Here is a 22,627-nt window from a genome sequence, read left to right on the forward strand (position 1 = left end):
CGGGCGTCGACATGGTCCTCACGGGCGAGGATCACCCGGCCTACCTTGACCCGCCGCCGCTGTGGAGCTTCTACGATCCGCCGACGGACCCGGACCGCGAGACCGATCCCGAGTCAGCGTTACAGCGACTGTTCTGCTCCAAGGCCTACCAGGCGCACCCGGAGATGTTCCCGCCCGATAGTTGGATGGTCCAATCCTCGCTGGAGATGCTGCGCCGCGAGAAGCCCGACCTGGCGGTGCTGCTGCTCGCGGAAATGGACGACAGCCAGCACGGCCTGGGCACGCTGGTCGATCCCACCGAGTACGAGATGCGGCGTAAGCTGCTGCACGGCAGGGTGGCGGTCAGCCGCTACAACAGTGCGGTGATCCGCGAGCCGGTGCTCGACGCGATGCGCGACGTGGACCTGCAGTTCGGCAAGCTGATGCGCGGCCTGGAGCAGATCGATTACTACCGCGACGCACTGATCGTGCTCTACTCGGACCACGGCCACATCACCCACCGTCAGACGCTGCGCACCAACTGGGACCCCAAGCTCAACTGCAATCCGCTCTCAGTGCTCTACGACAAGGGGCTGATCAATCGCCAAGAGCTTGACGGCCGCGGCGTGTCGCTGCTCTCGGGCACCTCGGTGGGCGCGCTGTACTTTAAGGCCGAGACCGTGGCCCAGCGCCGACGCCGGGCGGCCGAATGCAAGCAGGCGCTTGAAGAGCATGTGATCTGGGACGAGTTCGTCGACGACTGGATCTGCCCCTGGATCGCGGTCGGCGAGCGGCAGGGCATCGACGGCATTCCGGGGATCTCCGAGCCCGGCGAGCTGTTCCACCCGTACTTCGCCGAGAACAACAGCCCCGGGACCCTGCATCACCCGGACCTGGCGTTGCTGATGCACAACGGCTGGCAACTGCCGATCCGCAAGGGGCTGGCCACCAACATCGGCGCCAAGCTGCCCTGGTACACGCCGGACGATATCAGTCTGTTCATCGGCGGACACGGGTCGTACGACACGGCCGGGATCGTAATCGCGTTCCAAGGGCCGGACGTGGCTCAGGGCAAGGTGCTGCGCGACCCGGAGTTTGCGCGCAACTATCGCATCTCGGACATTGCGATGACCGTGGCCGCGCGCCTGGGGCTCGAGCTGCAAACCACAACCGTGGGACGCGACCGCTCGGCGGATCTGGTCTAGGCGGCTTCCAGGCGGCTTCGAGCCGCAGCGTGGCTCGCATATTTCCCTGGTTATTTAGCGCCGATCCGTCCCGCGTCGCGGGGATCATCGTTAAGCCACGAGTTTGGTCCGCTTGCGAGTTTTGCGCCGGCTCTAAGCCGGAAGCGCAATGGCTCGCTCAGCGTGGTCTTATCTAAAAAATTGGAGGAGCAACGTCCTTGGCAAAGCCGGCCCACGTCTTTCGACGCGGAGTGGGTCGTTGGTTAACGACCAGCGTGCTTTGCGAGTTTTGTGGCGGCTCTAAGCCGCCCGGGCGCGGATTCTAGGGCGATTGATTATTTCCGCGACCAGAGATTTTATAGCCCGCAGCACTCCGAGCTGTCGCTGCTCGAGCTTGAGCTGCTGCCCAGGCCTACGCAGTCCTCGATCTCGGAGCAGGAATCAGCGGCGATGATGCATTCGTAGACCGACTGCCTGAAGAGTTCGCACAGATCAAGACACTCGCTTATGGTATTGATGCCGAGGTCACCTGAAAGCGAGCATTGGTCGATGCGCTCGCACATTGTCTGGCAGTCGCGGTCCTCCGAATCGTCGTCGTCGATGTCATCATCGTCGTCGTCACCGGGCGAGCCGTTGTTGAGAAAGCTGCTCAGGCCTGCGGAGTAGGCGCCGGCGAAGTTGCCGTAGTAGTCCGTGCCGCTCATGTGGCTGCACGAGGCGTCCCCGGCCGAGAGCGTGCCCACCACCTTGGCCGAAGAGCTGAGCAGGGACGAGCCCGAGCTGCCGCCCTCGGTCGAGCCTTCGCGGTAGTGCACCTCGGTGAAGTCGGAGTAGGTGCCCACCACGTTGCCGATCGACAGTCGCAAATACGCGCCCGCCGGATGGTGCAGCACGCTGGCCGCCGAGCCGCTGCCGACCTGGCTGGCGCTCCAACCCAAATAGGCAGCGCCCGCGGGCGGCGAGCTGTCGAGCATCAGCAGGGTCATGTCGTAAGTGCTGTTGGTCCACTTCAGGTCCGAGCCCGAGGAATGGGGTAGCGAGTAGAAATTGGGCGCCGAGCCGTTGCACACCGATGTGTTGTAGTTCCAGGTGACGACCAGGGAGTTGGCTTCGGACGCGCCGGAGATGCAGTGATTGGCGGTGATGAACCACGGTTGATAGGTAAGTGCGGTATCGGACAACAGCGTACCGGTGCAGCTATAAGTGCCGCCCCCGCTCTCGAAGGCCATCTGGCCCACCGCGCTCTTGAGCGGTACCCAGTCGCTGTGACATGTAGGGTCCAAGTAGCACCACGATTCCTTTTCGCCCGAATCCAAGCCCGCGTCGAACTCGACGATGCCGTGGCTGATCCAGTCGATCCGGAACTGCGGCGGCGTATCCAAGTCGTTGACCAGCTCGATGTGCAGCACGTCGCCCTGGATCAGCGGGCCCCAGAACTGGTCAGCGCCGTCGGTCCTGAACTGCTCCAACGTTTGCACGGTCCCGACGCTCGGATCGCCGTAGACCATTACCTGCGACGCGAGGTTCGCGTTCAGACCGCTGAAGTGCGGCCGGATGAAAGTCGCGCCCTCGGAGCGGATCGCCACGCGCCACGAGCGCGCGCCGTCGGCCGCCTCGAGCTGCTCCCAGGTGGCGGGATCGATCTGCGGCACGGGCACGCTCACGCCGATCAGCTCGCGCTTGGCGTCCGGGTTGTCCGCGCGCAGCCGCTGCAACGCGTCGGCCACAGTCGCCGGGTCGATCGACACGGTGGACGATTGCGGCGCAACGCTGCCCAGCACCATGCCCGGGCAAGTCAGTGGGGCGTTGGGAAGCACGGCGTCCTGCGTGATCGGCGAGAAGGTCGTCTGCGTCTGCGCAGCCTCGTCAGGGGCCGCGTAGGTGAAGGCGACCAGCAACAGTGCGAGCAGCAGAACCCCCGCGATAGTCGGGAATCGGAATCTCATTTGTACTTACCTCCTAGCTTGATGCAACGGCCCGTTGCGCGACATGGGACGCTCGGGCCGTGCCGATTATAACGCCGCGGCCTGCCGGGTGTCAGGCGATGGCGCTTACGGATCAGCTATAAAAACTCGACGGGCGGTTGCCTTGGGCCCAAAGATGGTTATCTTTTTCACATACCCGACAACATTGGGGGGGGGCTTTTAGGCGTGATGATTATTGCAAAGTGGGCGGCGCTGATCCTGGGGGCAGGGGCGCTGCTGCTGATCCTGGATCGGCTGATGCTGGCTGCCGAGCGCCGTGGCTGGGTCTACTACCGCAAGCGCAAAGCCGCGCCCGGAGCCGTGGGCAACGCCCTGCTCGAACTGCAATCGATGCTAGAGCCTGCGCACAAACACGTGATCGAGGAACGCCAGTCCGAAAAATCCTCCCAAGACCAACAGGGCGACCCGCCTGATCCGGGCGGGGGATGATTGATCCTCAAGAAACGAATTCAGTTATTGCAATAAACTCGTTGTCGATATCTTCAATTCCGGCAAGTACGGAATCGATGAACAACCCACGGTCATTGTGCGTCTGCCCAGCGGGTTTCACGGACTGCTTAAGGTCGATCGATTTGGCGTGACGATCATTATTTTTCATATCGCGCCTCAGGGCAGAAACTCCAGTTCGGCCGAGGTCGGCAGTTGGATGTTGGGGAAGATCTCGTTGATCTCGAGAACCATCACGTCGGCCACGAGCTGGTGGCCGCGCTCGTTGATGTGGCGCACGTCGGTCATGATCTGCCAGATGTAGACCGGCTCGCCGTTGTAACGCACCTTGCCCAGCAGCACCTGGGCGTAATACCAGTCCAGGTCCACCAGGTGGTATGCAGGGTAGGCCGCAACCTCCTCGGCGATGGTGCGGTTGACCGCCTGCTTGTCGCCGTCGTAGTTGATCATTGCCAGCACCGGGATGTTGCACCAGAGCATCAGCGCGTTGGGCGCCTCGTTGGTGGAGGTGGTCAGCATCTGGCGCACGCGCAGGCGGAAGATCGTCAGCGAAGGATCGTCGTCGAGCAGGTGGAAGAAGCTGCCCACGTCGATGAACAGCGTGGCGCTCTCGCGCAGCTTCCAGGGGTGCTTGTATTCGACCACCCAGAACTGCGGATCGGGCGCGTCGCACAGCGCGAGCTGCGGCCAGGCCTGGTTGACCAGCTTGCCGTAGTAGTACTGGGTGTACTCGCCCAGACCGTAGGGCCCGCCCTCGTTGTCGTAGACCGTGTCGCTGGCGCCCATGGTGTTCAGCTCGCCCAGCAGGTTGATCTCCTGCCAGCTCAGGGTCTCGCAGTAGCCCGGGGGCAGGTCGTCGTCATCGCCCGTGTCGTCGTCCGCCTGATCGTCGTCGTCGCCCGTGTCGTCGTCGCCTGTGGCGTCGTCGTCGATCGCGTCGTCGTCATCGCCGCCTGATTCGCAGGACAGTGCGAACACCAGCAACAGCGCGAGCAGCGTTGCCAACCATGCAACACGGAGGTTTTTCACAACGCACCTCCATCAGCGGATTGTTCAGATACGCTGATTATACATCGAGGGCGGCTACAATTTAAACGAGCCGCCCTTGAGCTTGGACAGCGACTCCTCGGTCACTCCCTTGGCGATCAGCGCGATAGCGCAGTTCATGCGGTATTTGCCCTTGTCCTCCTGATAGTCGATGGTCCACCACTGGCAGGCGTCCTGTCGGCAGTCGCGCTGGATCAGCGGGCAGAACTTGACCTCGGCTGTCTGGGCCTCCTCATGAACGATAAATACGTCGTCAGCCATTGATTCCTCCGTTGGTTGAAATTATTCCGCTGGATCTATAGCAGCCCGCGGTGGCTGCCGCCGTCCACGCTGATTGAGGCGCCGGTGATGTACGAGGCGCGCGTCGAGCACAGGAACGCCACCAGCGCGGCCAGCTCGTCCGGACGTCCCATGCGTCCGCTGGGACAGCCGCCGACCAGTCTTTCCAGCGTATTATTGTCCACGTCCTGGTACTGCGCGTCGGGCGCAAGAGCGGCGAGCTGACGAATGCGGTCTGTGAAGAACACGCCGGGGCAGACCGCGTTGACCGTGATCCCTTGGGCCGCGACCTCGGCCGCCAGGCTTTTAAGAAACCCGGTCAGACCGGCGCGTCCGGCGTTGGACAGCGCCAGGTTGGGAACCGGCTGCTTGACCGCAATCGAGGTGATGGCCACTATCCGGCCCCAGCCGCGCTCGCGCATCTGCGGCACGCATTGCAGGGCCAGATCGGCGTTGGCCGTCAGCAGTTGATTGGCCGCGCGGGCGTACTCCTCGGCCGTGAACTGGGTCGCCGTGCCCGGCGGCGGCCCGCCGCCGTTGAGCACCAGCATCTCGATCGGGCCCAGACCCTCGCGCGCCGCCTCGAGCAGGCGTTCGCGCTGATCGGCCTTGGTCAGGTCGGCCTGCACGGCCAGTACCTCGACTCCGGTCTGTTCGCGGATTTGCGCGGCAGTGCGCTCGAGCTGCTCGACGTTGCGCGCGCAGATCGTCAGCTTGGCGCCCTCGGCCGCCAGTTGTGCGGCACAGGCTGCTCCCAGCCCCTTGCTCGCCGCGCATACCAGCGCATGACGTTCGCTTAGCCCAAGGTCCATGGTTACCTCTGTCGATAATTTGTGAGTTTAACAAATCTTTCGAGGTTTGCTCAAAGCTGCTAATCTTCGTCGCATCGTGAGTAATCCGGTAAAGCCAATGGACGTAGAGCGACTGAGGATCGGCATCATCGGCGGAGGCCGGATTGCGGACATGCACGCGCCGGGCTATCTGGAGCATCCGCGAGCCGAGATTTACGCGGTGTGCGATATCGACCAGGCCACGGCGGAGCGTCGCGCAGACCAGTGGGGCGCGAGTAAAACTTACACCGACTATCGCGCGCTGCTCGACGATCCGCAGGTCCACGCGGTGGAGATCCTCACTCCCCACGACCTGCACTGCCAGATGGTCTGCGACGCGGCTGCCGCGGGCAAGCAGATCAGCGTGCAAAAGCCGATGGCGATCTCCATCGAACAGTGCGACCAAATGATCGCCGCGGCAAACCAGCACGGTGTGGCGCTCAAGGTCTTTGAGAACTTCGTGTTCTATCCGCCCTATCTGCGAGCCAAGGAGCTGATCGAACAAGGCGAGATCGGCGAGGTGCTCAGCGTGCGGCTGCGGCTGGGCTCGTGCGGCGGCGGTTGGCAGGTGCCGCTCTCGTCCTGGGCCTGGCGGCTCAACGCCGCCCAGTGCGGCAAGGGCCCCACGGTCTTCGACGACGGCAACCACAAGTTCTCCGTGGCCTACGACCTACTGGGTCCGCCGCGCGAGGTCAGCGCCTGGATCGAATACAGCTTTGGGCACATCGACGCACCGGCGATGATCACCTGGGACTATGCCCAGAGCCGTGCCAAGGGCGTGTTCGACTGCACGATGATGCCCAACTGCCACGTCAAGAGCCGCTACTACGCCGCTGACGAACACCTCGAGGTTGCGGGCACCCGCGGCAGCCTCGAAGTCACGCGCTGGACCGGGCAGCTGCTCGACGAGCCGCCGCTGCGGTTATTCGTCGACGGACGCAGCGTGGGGTTTGAGGATCTACGCGCCGACTGGCTCGACAGCTTCTCGGATTCGGCCAAGCATTTTGTCGACGCGGTGCTTAGCGGTAAGCCAATGCATTTGTGCGGCGAGCGCGGACGCGAGGTGTTGCGCTTCAGTCTGGCGGCCTACCAAAGTTCAGAGCTTAAGCGCCCGGTGTTGTTCCAGGAGGTGCGATGAGCCGCCTGCGATTTGCCGTTGCTACCGCAGAGGCGCGGATGATCTATTTGGCGGCCAGGCTGCTGCTGCACCTGCCCGACTGCGCGCTGCTGGGATTGATCGGCCTGGCCAGGCGTTTGCCCGGCGTGGCCGGCGGTCCGGCCGGGGATCAGCTGCACGAGGTGGCCCTGATACTGCGCAGCGGCGAGCCGTATTCGACGATTCTGCGCGATCTGATTTATAAAGCGCGGCCGCACCGCGCGATCTGTACGATCCGTGGCGCGCTGATTTACGGCAGCGAGGAGCAATGGTGACCCGGCGGCCGCGCGTGGGATTGATCGGCTGCTGCGGCGAGGCCGAGCAACTGGCTCGCGCCTACGTGCGATCCCAGCACGCCGAGCTGATCGGTGTGGCCGACCCGGACCGGCCCGAGGCTGCGCGGGCCCTGGCTGACGAGCTGGGGATCGAGCTTTACGAGGATCCGCTGACCCTGCAAAAAAACGCCGCGGCGATCGAGATCTGCCTCTCGCCGCAGACCGCGTCGGACTGGATCGAGCATTGCGTGGAAGCGCAGCAACCGTGCCGCGCGCTCTACCCTTGTGCCGAGGAGCTCGGGCGTTTGCAGACCCTGGTGCGTCGCTGCGAGTCGTTCGACATCCCGGCGCTGCTGCTGTTCCCGCCGCTGCACTATCCGCCGCTGATCAAGGCCCGCCAACTGTTGCGCGACGAGCTGCTGGGCGACGTACAGACCCTGCGGATGCGCGCGATTCTCGGGGGCGAGGGCGGCTGGTGGGAGGGCGGTATGCCGCGTTTCGAGCGGCCACGCGGCTCGCTGCTGTTGCACGACAAGCTGTTCGACATGCTGCCCTTGGCGCTGCTGTTTATCGGGTCCATCGAGCAGATGCGTGCCCGGATCGAGCCGCCCGACGCATCCGGCGCCCAATCCTGCCAGCTTAGCTGGCGCTACGAGGGCGGGCAGGGCCACGGCGTGTTCGAGGCGTTGCGCGCGCCGCAGATGTTCGTCAAGAGCTGGGATGAGCCGATGGTCGAGGAGCTGGAGCTTTCGGGCACGGATGGTTACCTGTGGCTGCACCGCATGCGCGGTATGGGGCGCGATCGTCCGGCGCTGGAAACCTACGTACACACCACGCTTTGCGCCCACGGCGGCAAGCTGCCGCTGCAATGGAGCACTGTCTACGACCGGGCAGTGCGCGCGTTCGCCGAAAGCCTGGGATCCAAGCGCCATAAGCAGACGCAGGGAGCCTCGCTGGGACTGGCGGTGCAGGCCCTGGAGCTGGTGTTAGAGCTGAGTCGGAGCTGATTATCGCCGGTTGCAATCGTTCGGGCGATGGTCGATATTTCGAATCAGTCAAAAAAATGAGCAGAGGTGAGATAGTCGTATGAGCGGCCTGGATTTGTCCGTGCTGATTCCAACCAAGGAGGAAGCGGGCAGCGTGGGCCGAGTTGTGAGCGACGCCATTGAGGCCTGCCGCGAATTGGGCGTGAGCTACGAGGTGCTGGTCGTGGACGCCGGCAGCCTTGACCACACGGCCGAGCACGCCGCGCAGGCCGGGGCGCGGATTGTCGAGCAGCGCCGCGCCACCTACAGCGGAGCGATTCTCGACGGCCTGGATGCCGCGCGGGGCCAATGGGTGCTGATCAGCGACGCGGACGGCTCCCACGAACTGCAGCTGATCCCGCGGCTGTGGCAGGCGCGCGATAGGGCCGAGTTGGTGATCGCCGCGCGCTACGTTCCCGGCGGAAGCTGGGAGATGCCGCTGTCGCGCTATGTGCTCTCGCGCGTGCTCAACTGGGCGTTCGCGATTTTGCTGGCGCTGCCGTTGCGCGACTCGTCCAGCGGCTACCGGCTGCTGCGGCGCGACGTCGTAACCCGCTATCGCTACTTCGGCCGCAACCTGAGTATCATCCAGGAGATCGCAACTGTGTTGCACATCAACGGCCATCGCATCATCGAGCTGCCGATCAACTTCCGGCCGCGGACCCTAGGCCAAAGCAAGTCGCGGGTGCTTAGCTTCGGCCCGTCGTATTTACGGACTCTGCTGCGGCTGATGCGCTACCGCTGGCTGGGACACAAGGGCTACGAGCCCCAGCCGCGGGGATAGGGGAGGGGCGATGCCCGAGGACGCAATCAGGGTGCTCTACGCCGGGGACGGCGAGACCATCAACTACCTGGTGACCAAAGGGATGAGCTTTTATATGGCCGGCGGGTACCAGGACGAGTCGATGTTTCTGATCGGCGCGCTGGCCGCGGACCCGGCGATCGAGGTGGTGCACATCAAGCCCGGCGAAAGCTTGGAGACCTTCCCGCGCACCATCGAGGAACTCTCGACCTTCGACGTCTGCCTGCTCTCGGACATCGGTGCGGACACGATCCTGTTCTACATGGATCGCGACAAAGTGCCGATGGGCCCCGACCGGATCAAGCTGCTCGAGCGCTGGTGTCGCCAAGGCGGCGGACTGGGGATGATCGGCGGCTGGTCGAGCTTCGGCGGCTGGGGCGGACAGGCGCGCTGGCACGACACGCCGGTGGAGCGCTGTTTGCCGGTATTGATCAAGGACGGCGACGACCGCGTGGAGACCGTGGAGGGGATCGAGCCGCAACCGATCGACATGCAGCATCCGATCATCGCCGGTTTGCCCTGGGACTGGTCCGAGCAGATCCTCTATCTGGGGTACAACCGTTTTCGCGCCAAGCCCGAGGCGCGGGTGCTGGCAAAAGTCGGCGACGACCCGCTGCTGGTGGTCGGGCAATGCGATCAGGGCCGCAGCCTGGCCTATGCCAGCGACTGCGCGCCGCACTGGGCGGGCAGCATGCTCAAATGGCCGGGCAATCCGCAGTTCTGGGTGCGCTGTGTGCGCTGGCTGGCCGGCAGGCTGTGACGATGCCCGACCAGGCGCAATCCAACATTAAAATCGTCCCGGCCAGACGCCGCGACCTGGATACGGTACTGCAAATGGTGCTGACGCTGGTGCGCGAGCTCGAGCCGCTGAACCGCATGGAGCCGCTGCTGCCCAATCATCACCGAATCGGCGAACGCTATATCAGGCGCGTGATCGAGGACGATCGCCACAACTTCCTGCTGGCGGTCGACGATGAACGAAGCGTCGGCCTCTCCGAATTCCGCGTGCGTCAATCCATTGAGCCGGCCGCGCCGCTGGTCTACGGCTACATCACCTGGTTCTACGTGCATCCCGACTTTCGCCAACTCGGCGTGGGACGTCGACTGCTCGATGCCACCCGGCGACGGCTGCGGCAGCTCGGCGCGCAACAGATGCGCCTGGGCGCCCTGGCGCTCAACCAAGGCGCCGTGGAGTTCTGGCGCCGCATGGGCTTTGATCCGGGCGTGATCACCATGTTCAACAAACTCGATTGACGAGTATTTCCGCCCCTTGACGCCCTCCCGCGGTTAATCAACAGTTAGCGGACTGTTAACCCGGAGGCCGCTGATGCGTTTTATTCAATTGATGATTCTCCTGGCCGCGACAGCGTTGCTTTGCGTTCCGGCGATGGCCGCGGCCGACGGTCCGCCGCTGAACATCGGCCATCGCGGCACCGGGTCCAACGGCCTGGGCAATCCCTTTCCCGAGAACACGATCCCGAGCTTCGAGCAGGCGTTCGCCGAGGGCGCGGACATGATCGAGCTCGACGTGACCCTCAGCTTTGATGGCCAGGTGGTGGTGATTCACGACGACACGTTGGACCGCACAACCGATTGCAGCGGCTGTGTGGATGCGCTGACCCTTGAGCAGATCCAGCTGTGCGACGCTGCCGTGGGCACACCGCTGGAGGGCAGCGGCGTGACCGTGCCCACGTTGTATGAGGTGTTCGACGCGATCGGCGACCTGGGCCTGGTCAACGTTGAAATAAAATCCGGCTCGTGCAGCGGGATTCCCGCGGCCGACCTGGCCGCTGCCGTGGACCAGGTGCTCGGCGATGTGGACGCGCCCGCGGGCACGATCATCTCCTGCTTCAGCGCCGGTGTGCTTAGTCAGATGGAGCTGCTCGATCCCGAGCATTTTACCGGCCTGCTGTTCAACGAGCTGGACAACGGCCCGTCCATTGAGCAGGCCCACGACCTGGGGTTCGACGCGGTGCATCCGTTTCACCTCACGCTCAACGCCGACCAAGTAACCTGGGCCCATTCGATGGACCTCAGCGTCAACCCCTGGACCATCGACGACCGGCTGCGGATGGAGGCGTTGTTTGGCATGGACGTGGACGGGATCATCACCGACGCGCCGGACCTGCTTGCCGCGGCCATCGACGACTGGCCCTGGCCTCCGGCTGACGACGATGACGACGATGACGACATCGACGACGATGACGACATTGATGACGATGATGCGGGCGATGACGACGACGCGCCCGTTGGCGACGACGATGATGACGACGACTCGGGCTGCTGCGGATAAGGATTTGCCCGGTTGACAATCGAGTGGCAGTCGTCTATAAACTGCCGCTCCGGGATGACTGATCCGGAGGAGGTGCCAGATGGCGAGCAACAGAAAAGTCACGAGCTTCGTGCGCAAGCGTAAAAAGACCAAGATGGGCAAGGCGCGCAAGCGCGTAATGCGTGTCCAGAGCACTCCTGCGTTCCCAATTCATCCTGACGGAAAGCCCGCCGAGACCAAGCCCTGACCTCAATTGAAAGCTGTTAATACGCTCAACCCGTCACAGATCGTCGCGGGGGGGCTTGAGTTGTGTGCCGGGCATTGTTTACATTGTTGGTTAAAGGAGCGAGACGCTTCAGAACCATGAACGATTCGGACCCTCCCAGCTTTTCTGAATTCCAACTGATCGAGCTGATCCGCCGTGCGGCCGGGGATCCGGGCGCGGGCGTAACGATCGGCATCGGCGACGACGCCGCAGCGCTGTGCCTAAGCGGCGAGCTGTTGATCACCGTCGACGTGATGAACCAAGACGTACATCTGCCGCTGGAACTGATGAGCCACGAGCAGATGGGCGCTAGGGCCGTGCTGGCCGCGGCGAGCGACATCTGCGCCATGGGCGCGCGGCCGCAATGGATTTTCGTCGGCCTGGCCGTGCCCCTTGATCTCGACGCTGGCGCGGCTTTGGCCCTGGGCCAGGGTATCGTGCGTGGCTGCGAAATCGTCGGCGCGCATCTGGTGGGCGGCGATCTGACGCGTGGCGCGCTGTCGATCAGTGTGACCGTGCTCGGCCGGTCGCCGGAGGGCGGCGCGATCCGGCGCAGTGGCGCAAAGCCGGGCGATCTGATCTACGTCGGCGGCACCCTGGGCGACGCGTGCCTGGGCCTGTCGCTGATGCGCGGCGAGATTCAATCCGACGATCCGCAAGAGGCCGCGCGGCTCAAGGCGCGCTTCTGCGAGCCGCACCCCCAGCTCGAGCTCGGCGCACTGCTTGGCGAGTGGCAACTGGCCCACGCCCTAATCGACGTGTCCGACGGGCTGATCCAGGACCTGGGGCACGTGGCCCAGGCTTCGGACGTTGCGATGGAGATCGACGTGCAGTTCGTGCCGCGCTCGCCGCTGTTCGAGCAGGCCTTTGTTGACCAACCCCAGCGCCTGGCGCGGATACTGGGCTGGGGCGAGGATTTTCGCCTGGCGTTCTGCATATCCCCGGACGCGGCGCAGCGTCTCGAATCGGCCACGGCGCAGTTTGACGAGCGCCCGGTTTGCGTGGGTCGAGTGCTCCAGGCCGGACCCGAGGGTCCGCGGGTGACGCTGCTCGACGCTCAAGGACAGCCGCTGGATCTGCCCGACGGGGGGTATCGGCACTTCTGATGGATCATCCGCAGATCGTTTTTCGCCTGGTGCTGCTCGCGTTGCTGCTGTGTTGCTCGGCGTTCTTCTCCGGCGGCGAAGTGGCGCTGTTCTCTTTGCCGCAGATCCGCGTGGCGAGCCTACGCGAGCGCGGCGGGGCGTGGGAGGCGGCGGCCCGGTTGCTCGACCGGCCGCGCAAGCTGCTGCTGACGCTGTTGATGGGCAACGAGTTCGTCAACGTCAGCATCTCCGCGGTCTCGGGCTACATGCTGGTCCACATGCTTGGTTTTGTAGGCTACCAGGCGGTAATCATCACCGCGGCGACCGTGCTGGTGCTGGGCGAGATCGTGCCCAAGACCGTGGCGTTTCGCCGTCCCGAGCCCTATACGCGGCTGGTGGCGCGCCCGCTGCTTTTAATTTCATGGCTGGTCAAGCCGTTGCGTTTGGTGCTCGAGGCGCTGGTCGACGCGATTGTGCGCGACGATGGTTCGCAAGCTTTGGAGCCGGTGCAGCGCGACGACCTGGTGCTGATGGTCGACCAGATGGCGCAGTCCGGCGAGTTGGACGAGACCGAATCGCGCACGATCCACGCGATCCTCGACCTGGAAAATTTGCGCGTGGGCGAGATCATGACCCCGCGCACCGACATGTTCACGCTGCCGCTGGAGACCACGGCTGCCGCGGCGCTGCCGCTGGTGCGCGAGGGCAAGTACTCGCGCGTCCCGGTGGTGCGCGAGGATGCCGACCACGTGGAGGGGATCCTCTTTGCCCGCGACCTGCTGAGCGCGCCGCCCGACGTCAGAGTCGCCGACCTGGCGCAGGTGCCGCTGTTCGTGCCCGAGCTCAAACGCGCCGATGATCTGCTGTTGCGCTTCCGCGACGAGCGCAGCCACATGGCGGTGGTGGTCGACGAGTTCGGCGGCACGGCCGGGATCGTGACCCTCGACGACGTGCTCGAGGAGCTGTTCGGCAAGATTCCCGACGAGTTCGACGAACGCGAGCCCAGCCCGCTGACCCAGGTCGGTCCCGGCTGCTGGCTGGTCGACGCGGGCATGCCGCTCGACGATTTCTCCGAGCAAACCGGTCTGGAAGTGAGCTGCGAGCAGTTCGACACGGTCGGCGGCTGGGCGCTGAGCCTGGTCGGGCATCTGCCCGACGAGGGCGAGCGGATCGACGTCGAGGGTTTGACGATCTGGGTTACGGCGGTCAAGGGCACGCGGATCATCCGGCTCAAGGTCGAGTCCGGCGGCTGTGCCGAGCAGGACGAACAGCCCGTCGAACCCGAGACGGAGCAGCAGCCGTGAGTCTGTCGCTGACTGCGCTGATCGTGTTCGTCTGTCTGGTGAGCGAGGCGTTTTTCTCGGGCAGCGAGATCGCCTTAGTCAATGCCGACCGCATTCGGCTGCAACGGATGGCGTCCCAGGGAACGCGCGGTGCAGTGCTGGCACTGCGCTTTATCGACCGCCCGCAGTGGTTGTTCGGCACCACGCTGGTCGGGACCAACATTGCAACGGTCACGGCCTCGATCACGATCACGTTGTTTTTAGCGGACCTGCTCTCGACCAACGTCGAGTGGCTGGCTGTGCTGTGCACCATGCCCTTGACGCTGCTGATCGGCGAGTTCATCCCCAAAAGCCTGTTCCAGCACTGGTCGGACCAGCTGGCGCCGCTGATTGTTTTTCCGCTGACGATCTGTGGACTGCTGCTTGCGCCGGTGGTGATGCTGGCGGTGTTGGTTGGCGGCGGAGTCGCGCGGCTGGTCGGCGGACGGGCGGAGAACGGGGCGCGCTTCCTTAGCCGCAACGAGCTGCGGCTGCTGGCCCGCCAGCAGCACAAGGTTGAGGAACTGGCCGACGAGAGCAAGATGATCCGCCGGATGATCGAGTTTCCGAACCTGACCTGCCAGGACGTAAGCAAGCCGCTGGTCGACGTGGCTGTGGTGCGCGGCGACTGGACCGTGGATCGAGCGCTGGAGCTGATTGCGCAAAAGGGCTTCTCGCGCTATCCGATATGCGGCGAGCGTGTGGACGAGGTGTTGGGCATCCTGCACAGCTTCGATCTGTTGGGACGTTCGCCCGACGAGCCGTTGATAGACCTGGCGCGTCCGGCGACTTTCGTGCCTCAGACCATGAGCGCCGAGCGGCTGCTGCGGCAGATGCAGCGCACGGGCCAATCGATGGCAATTGTGGTCGACGAGTACGGCGCGGCCGACGGCATCGTCACCTCCGAGGATCTGATCGAGGAGATCGTCGGTGAGATCGAGGACGAACACGACCGGCTCGAACAGCCCTGGATCGAACAGTCCCCGGGCGTCTACCTGATCAGCGGCCGCGCCGAGATCTCGCGGCTCAACGAGGATCTCGATCTGGGACTGCCCGAGGGCGACTATCAAACCCTGGCCGGATTGATGCTGGCCCGGATGGGACGCATTGCGCGCCAGGGCGAACAGCTGTCGGTCGGCGCGCTCGAGCTGACCGTGCGCCGCGCCACGGGCCGCGCGCTGTTGCAGATCCAACTGCGGCTGCAAGGCGATCAGGACGGAGGCGCAAGTTGAGGCTCTGCCTAGTCGCCTCCTCCTATCCGCGTACGCCCGAGGACTCGATCAACGCCGGGGTGTTCGTGCGCGACTGCGCACTGGCCGCGCGCGACGCCGGACACCGGGTGAGCGTGGTCACCCATCGCAAATCCGGCCCCAGCGTGCCCGACCCGGGGATCGAGCTGGTCGAGTATCCCTGGCTGGGCACTGAGACCAGCCTGACCTCGGTGCGGCTCAACAGTCCGGCAGGCCCGTTCAAGGCCGCCTCGTTGTTGACGTTGGGCGCGCGCGCTCTGCGGCGACATATCGAGCAGCGCGGCTGCGACGCGGTGCTGGCGTTCTGGGCGATTCCCGGCGGGCTGATCGCACGATCGGCCTGCCTGCCCCTGGGCGTGCCCTATGCGGTCTGGGCGTTGGGTTCCGACATCTGGCGCTACGAGCACTCGCGGCTTGTGGGGCCGACCCTGCGACGGGTGCTGCGCGACGCGACCGCGCTCTATGCCGACGGCCTGGAGCTGGCGCAGCGGGTCGAGGCCGTGGCCGGACGCAAGTGCGCTTTCGCGCCCAGCTCGCGTCGACTGCCCGATCCCGACGATTTGCCGAATCTCGACCAAAGTAAAAAACAGCTGCTGTTCGTGGGGCGCTATCACCCCAACAAGGGGCCGGACGTGTTGCTTGAGGCGACCCAGCTTCTGCATCGCGAGCTACCCGACATGCGGCTGAGCGTTTTTGGCCAAGGCGAGCTGCAATCGTCGCTAACGGCTCGGGCCGCACGGCCGGACCTCGACGGATGTGTGGAGGTCGGCGGATTCATCGGGGCCCAGCGCTTTGCCGCGCACCTCGATCAGGTCGACGCGCTGGTGATCCCCTCGCGCATCGAGAGCATTCCGGTGGTGCTCTCCGACGCGGCACAACGCGGAACGCCGCTGGTGGTCACGGACGTGGGCGACATGGGCGCGCTGGTCAGGCAATACTCGGCGGGCGAGGTGGCGCGGCCCGAGGATCCGGCGGACCTGGCGCGGGCCATGGGCGAAGTGCTCGAACGCGGGCGCGGGGCATACGCCCTGGGCCTGGCCGCCTTGGCCGCACTCTTTGACATCGAGTCGACCATGCAGCAGATCAGCGGACAGCTCGAAACGGCGGCCCAGAGTGAGGCAGTAGGTCGCGCCGGAATTTGCGCACGGCTGTTCACGCGGCTGATCGCCAAGCTCTCGGCCCTGGCCGGACGAGCCGTGCGACCGGGCATGCGCCTGCGTCCCGGCGGGTTTGAGGCCGGGCATCCCAAGCATCTGCTGCCCGAGTCGGCCGACCACCACTGGTACCTCGAGCATCTCAAGGCGGACTTGCTGGTGCTCGACCTGGGGTGCGATCGCGGTGGACACGCGCGGCGCGCGGCGCGGGTGGCGCGGGCCGTGGTCGGCATCGAGCGCGAGCAAGCGGCGCTGCTGGCGGCACGTCAGGCCGGGGAGGCGGACTATTTGCGGGCCGACCTCGAATTGCCGCTGCCGTTTCGTTCCGACGCGTTTGATTGCGTGCTGGCCCTGGACGTGATCGAACACCTCGACGGACGCGACGAGTTCCTGGCCGAGGCGCGGCGGGTGCTGCGCGAGCGCGGTCTGTTGTTGCTCTCGGCGCCCAACTCGCGCACCGCGTGGAAGCGCGCATTGGCGCGCGCAGGCTTGAGTCCGCTGGCCGACCCGACGCATCGCATTGAGTACGCTGAACGCGAGCTGCGCGCAGTCTGCGAGCGGGCGGGATTCGAGGTGCTGCGCGTCGAGCCGGTGGTGCTCGACACTCCCTGGGCGCGGCTGATCGACCTGATCGGAGTATTGAGCATCCCGCTCTACCGCAAGGGTGTACAATGGAAACGCGCGCGCGCGCTGTCCAACCCGGACCAAAGCACCGGCTTTCGTTTAACGTTACGCAAGACGGCGGTTTAAGGAGGGAGCAATGTCGGGGATCAGCATCGAATCCACAAGTTGCAGAAGGATCATCGGGCGGCTCGAAACCGGGGACGATCTGCGGGCCGGGATTATCCAGCAGGCCAAGCTCCACAATGTGACCGCCGGCACGGTTACGGCTATCGGCGCGTTGAGCCGGCTCGAAGTCTCGGAGTATCACCAGGACAAGCGGCGCTACACCTATCCGATCAAACGCGAAGCAGCGGTCGAGGTGCTCAACCTCACCGGCAACCTGACCCTTCGAGACGAAGAGCTGGTGCTGCACGCGCACATCGTCGCCTCGTATACCGACGAGGACGAGCTGCTCAGCGGCACGGTGCACTTCATCGGCGGCCACGTGGTGGCCGGCACGGTCTACGCGCTGGAGTTCGAGATCCAGGCGATGGACGACGTGTTGCTGCATCGCGGGATGCACGGGCCCACCGGCCTGACGCTCTGGGATCGGGTCGAGCGCAAACTCTAGCCCGGATTATTCATGGGGCTTCTACTGCGGCGCACAATTCATCCGCGCTAAATAATTATCAGTCGCCCTCGGCGCGTTGTGCCGGGTCGGCGCAGCAGCGCAGGCCGTCGTCGGAGTAGGTGCCTTCCTCGGGGAAGTGCCGGTGACGGCTGGTGCAGTCCTGGCCGTACCAATCCGACCACCACGAGGTGCCGCCGCGCAAAATGTACATCCGGCGATACCCCTCCTGATCAAACGGCGTCGAGGTCCACTCCGAGAGATTGCCGTTGAGATCGAAGATCCCCTCGGGCGTGACGCATTCGGGGAACGAGCCGCTGGGACGCCGCGGACCGGACTGGCCGTCGCCACCGCCCCAGTTGCAGCGGCTGGACTCGAGCCGGTCGCCGTAACAGTACTCACGGCCCTCCACGCCCGAGCAAGCGCGGTCCCACTCGTCCTCGGTACACAGCCGTTTTCCCTGCTGCGCGCACAGCTCGCCCGCCTCGTGCCAGTTGACGTAGTTGCGCGGCTCGACCCCCTTGTGATTGGGATATTCGTAGATGTCCATGCAAAAGGTCGGCACCTCGATTCGTTGTGGCTCGCGCTCCCACGACTTGGGCTGATGCTCGTGGCCCACGCTGATTGCAGCCGCGGAAAGCAGCGCCATGCCCTCGGGGCAGACGAGGTTCCCGACCGTTGCGGGTTCGGGCTGCGGCGCGGCCTGAATGCGGCGGCAGAAGTGGATGTTTTCGATGGTGGTCTGCACCTCGTAGTTGCCCTCGATCCATTGGCGCAGCTCGGGGAAATCGCGGCGCAACGCGGTCAGCGAATCCATGGCATGGCCGTTGATCCAGGGCATGGAATCGCCGCTGACCAGCAGCACGTATTTGGGCCGCGCGGCTCGCAGATCGCGCAGCAGCTCCTCGTACCAGTCCTGACGATGCCACGAGGCGACGATCGGGTAGTTCGAGCAGAAGCGCGTGGGCGCAGGCCGATCGGCCAGATAGTAGATCAGCGTCTCAAAGCCCCAGATGTAGATCGGCTCTCCCGGCGCTGTGTGCTGCCGCAGAAATTCAGCCCCCAGGTAGTTGGCCGTGGCCGAGAAATCGCCGCCATGCTCGATGCTGTCAAAGCGCGCCAAGTGCTCGCGTTGGCTCAGCGTACCGGTGGCCAGCCCTCGCGCCTCGGATATGCGCGTGACGTACTCGCCTCCGTAACGCCCGACAAAGCTCAGCGCGCAGACCACAAGTATGGCCGCGCCCGCCAGTGCCCAGACCAGGCGGCGCGTGGTAAAGGCGACCATGACCCGGTCCACGAACACGGCCGCGAGCATTGCCAGCGGCGCTAATAACGGCAGCCAATGGTAGGCGTAGAACTTGCCCATCACGTCCATGCCCAGCACGGTGGCCACGAGCCAGGCGCAAAGTGCCAGCCCGTGCGCGCGACGATCGCGCAGCAACAACCAGGCCGCGGCGATTAGCCCGGGCACGGCAATCAGCGCCTGGTCCAACACGAATCGGCAATGCTGCCCCAAGGCGAAGCGCAGGAACTCGGCGAGTTGCCCCTGGTAGGTCAGCACCGCGTACTTGGGCGCGAACACGAACAGCGTGTAGAAGAAGTCGTCCCACGCTCCCAATGCCACGAGATGCATTGCGAACGCGGCCAACCCGACGCAGAACCCCACGCTGAGCACCGCGGTCCTGCCGACCCGCGCGAACAACCCGTAGGGCCGCAGCCGCAAGCCTTGGCCGAAAATCAGCGCCAGCACCGGAAGGTAGATCAATCCTTGGGTGAAGCGGACCAGAAACACCGCGGCCATCAGCAGCCCGGCGAGCAGATCCCACGACCAGCGCGGCCCGCGCGACTTGGGCAGCAGCGCGATCAACGCCAACGCCGAGGGCAGGGCGGCCAGCGAGTCGGTGTTGCCCAGGTTCCAAAAATTGTTTCCCAGGTAGTAGGCCGCCAGGTACAGCACGCCGGACCAGGTGCCGACCCGCGTGTTGAACAGCCGACGTCCCAGGCCGAACAGCGCCAGGCCGGTGGCCGCCTGCCACAACAGATCGCCCAGCCGCAGGGCCAGGCCGCCTTTTCCCAGCAGCGCGATCCACGAGGCGTAGACGTAGAACACGCCCGGCGGTCGGATTTCCCACGCGTCGGAGTAGGGCGCACCGCCGTGAAGCAACACATCGGCGATGTACAGCCCGATCCCCTGATCGCGTCCCAGGGGCAGCCACAGCGCGGGACCGCCGAGCAGCAGCGCCGCGAGCAGCACCAGCAGCCATCCGGCGCGCCCCGGCCGTTTCAAATCTGCGATTGCCGAACTATCCATTGAACGGGCATTATACAGACTGACAAACAACGATGCTCGAAATGAGCAGAGGATAAAGATGGCGCGGACCGTGATCGTGATGCCGGCGTACAACGCCGAGAAGACCCTGCAGAAAACCCTGGCCGACATACCCGAGGGATTGGCCGAACACGTGATCCTGGTGGACGATGCCAGCACCGACCGCACGGCGGAGCTGGCGCGCGATCTGGGCCTGACCGTGTTCGTGCACGAACGCAACCGCGGCTACGGCGCCAACCAGAAGACCTGCTACCGCGAGGCGCTCAAGCTCGGGGCCGAGGTGGTGGTGATGATCCACCCCGACTACCAGTACGACAGCGCACTGGCCCCGCACCTAGTCGACCTGATCGCCCGCGGCTACTTCGACGTGATGCTCGGCACGCGCATCCGCACGCGCGGCGAGACCATGGCCGGCGGCATGCCCTGGTGGAAGTACCTCTCCAACCGCTTCCTGACCCTGGCCGAGAACGTGCTCACCGGACAGAACCTCTCCGAGTGGCACACCGGCTACCGCGCCTACTCGCGCAAGGTGCTCGAAACGGTCCCCTGGGAGCGCAACTCCGACGACTTCATCTTCGACTCGCAGTTCCTGATGCAGACGGCCTTTCTCGGATTCAAAATCGCCGAGATCCCGGTGCCCGTGCGCTACTACGACGACTCGAGCTCGATCAACTTCAAACGCAGCGCAACCTACGGCCTGCTTACTCTGTACACGGCCCTGCAGTTCGCCCTGGCCCGCACCAAAATCCACCGCGCCAAACTCTTCGAGCCCAAATAGCACGCGAGAGATGCACAAAACCCCGACCCTGGGGGACGAATAGCCATCCATGCGCATCTTTTTTCTTGACATTTGCAGCTCAAAATATCAATTATTAATATGGTTCATTGAAACACAAGAAACACTCGGACGGGGGTTCGACTCCGGTTTCCTCCACCAGTTTTCTTTTTTGAACCGGTTCTCTCTGTCTTTCGGATTAGCACGAGGGTCTTTTGCAACGCCACGTACAAGCGCTTGAAGTCAACGGTTTTTCCAGGGTTGGGACGGCTGCCGGCTCGCGCAATCTTATGGACGCGGTTGCGCCCCCAAGCACCCATTTTGCCCCCCCCAATAGCCCTTTCTCCGTCTCTTTCTCTGAATCTTTTGGACTACCCCCACCTCGTCCTAAAGATGAGAGTGCTTATAAATCAAGTAGTTATAAAGACAGTTTTTCGGAGAGTTCGACTCCCGCGACGATTAGCATGGAACTCTTTATTACGAGAAAGGGGTCTATAATGCCGCCAAAAGCCTTTTTTAGTTGCCGCTTCGATAACGACAGCAAAGAAATAATAAACTATTTCAAGATAATTGCCAAATCATCTAATGTTCTGCCGATACTAGCTGATCATGTTGAGTCAAAACCACTGGCGCAAAAGGTCCTTGAAACTATCAAGGACGCAGATTGCACAGTAGCGATAATTACTCCTTCAACTATTTCAAATCATGTAACAAGCGCTTGGATTAATCAAGAGGTTGGAATGTCGTATGCCGCTAATATTCCGGTTATTGCTTTTGTGGAAGATACAATACAAGATCTTGGCATTATTCCAATTATTACTGAATATATCACATTTAACAGAAACAAACTGCACTTGATTCTCGACAAAGCCCTTTCCTTTTTTTCAGGTATCGCGGCAAAAATTACATCAAAAAGCATTCAGTGCCTATATGACAATACTAATTGTAAAGAAAAACTAGACAAATATGCCGACATGTACGATACCCGTCTGTTCGTTAATCTTCCTGCCAAGCAGAAAATTGCCAAATGTGTGGTTGAAAAATTTATTTCGGATTCAACAAAAGGCATATTGTTGGACTCCGGTTCGGTGACATATGTGATTGCAGATGAACTTATAAATAGTGGTTTACAAATTCCAATAGTAACAAATAATATCGCCATCATATCAAAGATGAAGGATATCCTTCATTACCCTGTGCATATCCTTCCAGGCGAACTTGATAGTCGAACCTTAGCTGTCGGTGGAAAAGATACGGCGGAAGTTGCAAGACAATACTTGATGGGAGAAATGAATATAACTATTGATATTGCATTTTTAGCTGCAAATTCTATCGATCCAAATTTCGGACTAAGCGCTGACGCCACCCCCTTTGTCGACTTTCGTACGGCGATTCTAAGGAATGCACGAAACGTAGTAGTAGTTCTACAAGGAGAGAAGTTACTCAAGCCGGTTTTGAATCCAATAGTGGCTCAAGATGAATGGCGCGAGATATTTCACAGACGATCCGTAGAATCGTCTATGTGGATTGTGTGCCATACTCTTGTTGAACACTACGGGCAAGCTATGGAGAATAGATATATGAAATGCATGGAGTGTTTTAAGCAGGAATTACCGGATGGCCACGTGATTGAAATTTGTTAATGAACTAATTTCACTTAAAAAGACGATTTATAAAACTATAGATTTACATGAATCTTGAATTTCCTGCGTTGCGCCTCCCAGTCCAAGGGCAACATTCTGGTTGACCTGCCCCCGAAAACGGTACCACCTAATGTGAGAGACCGGCACTTGCTTGCTGGGGACTGAGGGGCGGATCCCCGGATCCCGCAGCCAAGGGCAGAATCGCCTCCGGCGCAGGTGGCCGATACCCCAGCGAGCTGTGCGGACGGAAGGTGTTGTACTCCCGCCGCCACCGTTTCAACAGCACCTGAGC

Annotated in this window: 24 protein-coding genes; 17 read left to right on the top strand and 7 right to left on the bottom strand. The window is 63.0% G+C overall.

Annotation, left to right across the window (positions count from 1 at the left end; all coding sequences use genetic code 11):
* Positions 1 to 1,184, top strand: a 1,184-nt coding sequence (locus P9M14_00685) for an alkaline phosphatase family protein (GenBank protein ID MDP8254240.1), incomplete at its 5' end; no start/stop codon positions are given.
* A gap of 335 nt (positions 1,185 to 1,519) precedes the next feature.
* Here P9M14_00685 and P9M14_00690 read toward each other — a convergent pair.
* Complete coding sequence (locus tag P9M14_00690; GenBank protein MDP8254241.1) at positions 1,520 to 3,109, bottom strand: hypothetical protein; 1,590 nt, start codon at positions 3,107 to 3,109, stop codon at positions 1,520 to 1,522.
* A gap of 207 nt (positions 3,110 to 3,316) precedes the next feature.
* Between P9M14_00690 and P9M14_00695 the strand changes: the two genes are divergently transcribed.
* Entirely contained in the window at positions 3,317 to 3,577 is a 261-nt protein-coding gene (locus P9M14_00695) for a hypothetical protein (protein MDP8254242.1), read from the top strand.
* Positions 3,578 to 3,584: 7 nt separating this feature from the next.
* On the opposite strand, the gene P9M14_00700 is transcribed toward P9M14_00695, so the two are convergent.
* From P9M14_00700 to P9M14_00715, 4 genes are read right to left on the bottom strand one after another with little or no spacing between them, the layout of a single operon-like run.
* Positions 3,585 to 3,746 (bottom strand): hypothetical protein, encoded by a 162-nt coding sequence (locus P9M14_00700; protein ID MDP8254243.1) that lies wholly within the window; start codon positions 3,744 to 3,746, stop codon positions 3,585 to 3,587.
* Positions 3,747 to 3,754: 8 nt separating this feature from the next.
* The gene (locus tag P9M14_00705) at positions 3,755 to 4,624 is read right to left on the bottom strand and encodes a hypothetical protein (protein MDP8254244.1); all 870 of its coding nucleotides are present in this window, start codon (positions 4,622 to 4,624) and stop codon (positions 3,755 to 3,757) included.
* Between the two features lie 54 nt (positions 4,625 to 4,678).
* Positions 4,679 to 4,903, bottom strand: coding sequence for a hypothetical protein (locus P9M14_00710; protein ID MDP8254245.1), 225 nt, complete (start codon positions 4,901 to 4,903; stop codon positions 4,679 to 4,681).
* A 35-nt stretch (positions 4,904 to 4,938) separates the two neighbouring features.
* The gene (locus P9M14_00715) at positions 4,939 to 5,733 is read right to left on the bottom strand and encodes an SDR family oxidoreductase (protein ID MDP8254246.1); all 795 of its coding nucleotides are present in this window, start codon (positions 5,731 to 5,733) and stop codon (positions 4,939 to 4,941) included.
* Between the two features lie 97 nt (positions 5,734 to 5,830).
* Here P9M14_00715 and P9M14_00720 point away from each other — a divergent pair, with 97 nt between their 5' ends.
* The 13 genes from P9M14_00720 to P9M14_00780 all read left to right on the top strand — a co-directional run bounded on the left by P9M14_00720 (position 5,831) and on the right by P9M14_00780 (position 17,591).
* Positions 5,831 to 6,889 (top strand): Gfo/Idh/MocA family oxidoreductase, encoded by a 1,059-nt coding sequence (locus P9M14_00720; GenBank protein MDP8254247.1) that lies wholly within the window; start codon positions 5,831 to 5,833, stop codon positions 6,887 to 6,889.
* Positions 6,886 to 7,182 (top strand): hypothetical protein, encoded by a 297-nt coding sequence (locus P9M14_00725; protein MDP8254248.1) that lies wholly within the window; start codon positions 6,886 to 6,888, stop codon positions 7,180 to 7,182. The genes P9M14_00720 and P9M14_00725 overlap by 4 nt, the downstream gene beginning before the upstream one ends.
* Positions 7,176 to 8,189, top strand: a complete 1,014-nt coding sequence (locus P9M14_00730) for a Gfo/Idh/MocA family oxidoreductase (GenBank protein MDP8254249.1) — start codon at positions 7,176 to 7,178, stop codon at positions 8,187 to 8,189. Before P9M14_00725 ends, P9M14_00730 begins: the two co-directional genes overlap by 7 nt.
* 79 nt (positions 8,190 to 8,268) lie before the next feature.
* Positions 8,269 to 8,991: a glycosyltransferase family 2 protein gene (locus P9M14_00735; protein ID MDP8254250.1), complete on the top strand. Its 723-nt coding sequence runs from the start codon at positions 8,269 to 8,271 to the stop codon at positions 8,989 to 8,991.
* 10 nt (positions 8,992 to 9,001) lie between these two features.
* Positions 9,002 to 9,769, top strand: coding sequence for a glutamine amidotransferase (locus P9M14_00740; GenBank protein ID MDP8254251.1), 768 nt, complete (start codon positions 9,002 to 9,004; stop codon positions 9,767 to 9,769).
* 2 nt (positions 9,770 to 9,771) lie between these two features.
* Entirely contained in the window at positions 9,772 to 10,263 is a 492-nt protein-coding gene (locus P9M14_00745) for a GNAT family N-acetyltransferase (GenBank protein ID MDP8254252.1), read from the top strand.
* Between the two features lie 73 nt (positions 10,264 to 10,336).
* Positions 10,337 to 11,302, top strand: coding sequence for a glycerophosphodiester phosphodiesterase family protein (locus P9M14_00750; protein MDP8254253.1), 966 nt, complete (start codon positions 10,337 to 10,339; stop codon positions 11,300 to 11,302).
* 79 nt (positions 11,303 to 11,381) lie between these two features.
* A complete protein-coding gene (locus P9M14_00755) occupies positions 11,382 to 11,528 on the top strand; it encodes a hypothetical protein (protein ID MDP8254254.1) in 147 nt (48 codons plus the stop codon).
* A 116-nt stretch (positions 11,529 to 11,644) separates the two neighbouring features.
* Entirely contained in the window at positions 11,645 to 12,652 is a 1,008-nt protein-coding gene (gene thiL / locus P9M14_00760; GenBank protein MDP8254255.1) for a thiamine-phosphate kinase, read from the top strand.
* Complete coding sequence (locus tag P9M14_00765) at positions 12,652 to 13,935, top strand: hemolysin family protein (protein MDP8254256.1); 1,284 nt, start codon at positions 12,652 to 12,654, stop codon at positions 13,933 to 13,935. Before thiL ends, P9M14_00765 begins: the two co-directional genes overlap by 1 nt.
* Entirely contained in the window at positions 13,932 to 15,185 is a 1,254-nt protein-coding gene (locus P9M14_00770; GenBank protein MDP8254257.1) for a hemolysin family protein, read from the top strand. Before P9M14_00765 ends, P9M14_00770 begins: the two co-directional genes overlap by 4 nt.
* Positions 15,182 to 17,107: a glycosyltransferase gene (locus P9M14_00775; GenBank protein ID MDP8254258.1), complete on the top strand. Its 1,926-nt coding sequence runs from the start codon at positions 15,182 to 15,184 to the stop codon at positions 17,105 to 17,107. Before P9M14_00770 ends, P9M14_00775 begins: the two co-directional genes overlap by 4 nt.
* A 10-nt stretch (positions 17,108 to 17,117) precedes the next feature.
* On the top strand, positions 17,118 to 17,591 hold the full coding sequence (locus P9M14_00780) for a DNA-binding protein (GenBank protein MDP8254259.1): 474 nt from the start codon (positions 17,118 to 17,120) through the stop codon (positions 17,589 to 17,591).
* A 58-nt stretch (positions 17,592 to 17,649) separates the two neighbouring features.
* Here P9M14_00780 and P9M14_00785 read toward each other — a convergent pair whose 3' ends face one another.
* Positions 17,650 to 19,899, bottom strand: coding sequence for an SUMF1/EgtB/PvdO family nonheme iron enzyme (locus P9M14_00785; protein ID MDP8254260.1), 2,250 nt, complete (start codon positions 19,897 to 19,899; stop codon positions 17,650 to 17,652).
* Between the two features lie 58 nt (positions 19,900 to 19,957).
* Between P9M14_00785 and P9M14_00790 the strand changes: the two genes are divergently transcribed.
* Complete coding sequence (locus P9M14_00790) at positions 19,958 to 20,695, top strand: glycosyltransferase family 2 protein (GenBank protein ID MDP8254261.1); 738 nt, start codon at positions 19,958 to 19,960, stop codon at positions 20,693 to 20,695.
* A gap of 212 nt (positions 20,696 to 20,907) precedes the next feature.
* Positions 20,908 to 22,335, top strand: coding sequence for a hypothetical protein (locus P9M14_00795; GenBank protein ID MDP8254262.1), 1,428 nt, complete (start codon positions 20,908 to 20,910; stop codon positions 22,333 to 22,335).
* A gap of 127 nt (positions 22,336 to 22,462) precedes the next feature.
* Here P9M14_00795 and P9M14_00800 read toward each other — a convergent pair.
* The coding region (locus tag P9M14_00800; GenBank protein MDP8254263.1) for an integrase core domain-containing protein at positions 22,463 to 22,627 on the bottom strand (165 nt) is incomplete at its 5' end.

It is taken from the genome of Candidatus Alcyoniella australis (genome assembly GCA_030765605.1).
GTDB lineage: Bacteria > Lernaellota > Lernaellaia > JAVCCG01 > Alcyoniellaceae > Alcyoniella > Alcyoniella australis.